Origin of the sequence: Paramesorhizobium endophyticum, from assembly GCF_014640615.1 — a bacterium.
GTDB lineage: Bacteria > Pseudomonadota > Alphaproteobacteria > Rhizobiales > Rhizobiaceae > Paramesorhizobium > Paramesorhizobium endophyticum.
The window spans coordinates 1-2420 of sequence record NZ_BMHH01000062.1; the positions used below are offsets into that span (position 1 = coordinate 1).

Annotated in this window: 1 protein-coding gene; it reads left to right on the plus strand. The window is 65.8% G+C overall.

All coding sequences use genetic code 11. The features are described from left to right. Positions 1–2420: autotransporter-associated beta strand repeat-containing protein (locus IEX53_RS23495; protein WP_188826589.1), on the plus strand; the 2420-nt coding region annotated here is incomplete at both ends.

A 2420-nucleotide genomic window follows, 5' to 3' on the forward strand; every position in this document is an offset into this window, starting at 1 on the left:
ACTATACGGGCGGCACCGCGCAGACCTATTCCGGCAACATGACCGGCACGGGCAGCCTGGTGAAGGAGGGCACGGGCGATCTGGTCCTTTCGGGCAACAACCAGTTTTCGGGCGGGCTGACCATCGATGGCGGCACGGTGACCGCCGGTTCGGCCAGCGCCTATGGCTCGGGCGTGCTGACGGTGAATAGCGGGGGCGTCGCCGATCTCAACGGCTACTCGATGACGGTGGGCGGGCTTGCGAGCGGCGACCCCAGCACCGGCGAGATCAAGCTTAGCGACAACACCACCACCGGAACGACATCGACGCTGACGGTCAACCAGGCGGCCAATAGCACCTATTATGGGACGATTACCGGGCCGGGCAGTCTCGTCAAGCAAGGCGCGGGCAATCTGACGCTGGCGAGCGCCAACGCCTTTGCTGGGGGGCTGACGGTGGAGGGTGGCAAGGTGACGGCGGGGGCCGACAATGCGCTCGGCTCGGGGCCGCTGACGATGACCGGGGGCAGCGCCGATCTCAACAATACCAAGCAGACGGTGAGCGGGCTTTCCGGCGCGGGCAATATCTCGCTTGGCACCAATACCGGCACGCCCCAAGGCGAACTGACGGTGAATTACACCGGTACCACTCCCGAAACCTATTCCGGGGAGCTCTCGGGCACGGGCAGGTTCACCAAGCAGGGCACAGGCGCGCAGACGTTATCGGGCAACAATCTTTATACGGGCGGGACGGTTGTGCAGGGCGGCGCCCTCATCGCCGGCAGCGACACCGCGTTCGGCAATGGCGCGCTTCAGGTCGATGCCGGGACGGCCAATCTCAACGGGTTCGATCTGACGCAGACGGAGCTTTCCGGCGCCGGCGGCAATATCGTGCTGCAAAATGCCGCCGGAACCGCCTCGAAGCTGACAATCACACAGACCGTTGCAGCAACGACACCCGTTCTCACCGACATTTCCGGGGCAGGCAGCCTTGTCATGGACGGCTCGGGCTCGCTGACGCTGGCCGGAGCCAACACCTTCTCCGGCGGCCTGACCATCGATGGCGGCGGCACGGTCAAGGCCGGCGTTGCAGCCTTGAATCCTCCGTCTCCGGGCGTACCCAGTTCCGCCTTTGGCACGGGGCTGCTCACCGTCAATGCCGGCACCGCCGATCTCAACGGAAATGACGTGTTCGTCGCCGGTCTCGCCGGGACCGGCGTGGGGAACACGGTCAATCTGGGCAGTGCCACGCTGACGCTGAAGCCCGGCGCCGGGGCCAGTAACAGCTATGGTGGCAAGGTCACCGGCAGCGGCGCGCTCGTCATGGACGGCGCGGGCACGCAGATCCTCTCGGGCACCGCCAATGACTTCATAGGCGATATCACCGTCAATCAGGGAACGCTGCAGGCCGGCTCCGCCAAGGCCTTCGGCGATCCGACCAACATCCTCACCGTCGACGGCGGCACCGCCGATCTGGGCGGCTTCGACATCACTCTGGGCGGGCTTGACAGCAGCGCCAATGTCACGACAGGCACGGTCGCCCTCGGCGGCAACACGCTGACCATCAACCAGGCCACCGCTTCCCTCGACTATTGGGGGGCGATCACCGGCACGGGCGCGCTCATCAAGCAGGGCTCCGGCGCCATGATCCTGTCCGGCAACAGTTCCGCCTTCGCCGGGGCGACCACCGTCGGCGGCGGGATATTGCAGGTCGACGGCACGCTGGGGACGGCCGGCTCGTCGGTCACGGTCAATGCGGGCACGCTGCAGGGCAAGGGCACCATCGGCGGCAATGCGACGGTGAACAACGGCGGCACGCTCTATTCCTACACCGACGCCGCCAATATTTCTAACAAGCTCACCATCGATGGGGGCCTCACCGTCGCGAACAACGGCACGCTGTCCTACAAATATGGCGCGTCGCCCGCCACCGACACCGAGGCGCTGATGGTGGATGTGAAGGGCACTGCGACCTTCCAGGCGGGCTCGAAGGCCACCGTCACCGCCGATCCGGGCGTCGCCTTCGACCCCAATGCCGGCTGGGTCTATGGCCTAATGAAGTATAACGGCACCACGGCGGGAAGCGGCGCGGCCAATCTGGCGCTCGACCTCACCGCCCTCAACAACGGCGCTTATGGCGGCCAGTTCCACGCGCAGACCGCGGTCGACGGCAGGATCAGCTTCGTCTTCGTTCCAACGGGCGTGACGCTCAATTACTGGGACCCGAACACGGGATCCGGCATCCAGGGCGGCTCGGGCATATGGTCGGCAAGCGATACGAACTGGACGGATATCAACGGCTCGGGCCTCCATGGCCCCTTCGCCGCCAACGACGTGGCCATCTTCCAGGCCAATGGCGGCACGGTGACGGTCGATAACACGGCCGGGCCGATCGTCGTCGGGGGCATGGAATTCACCACCGACGGCTACGTCCTCGTCAGC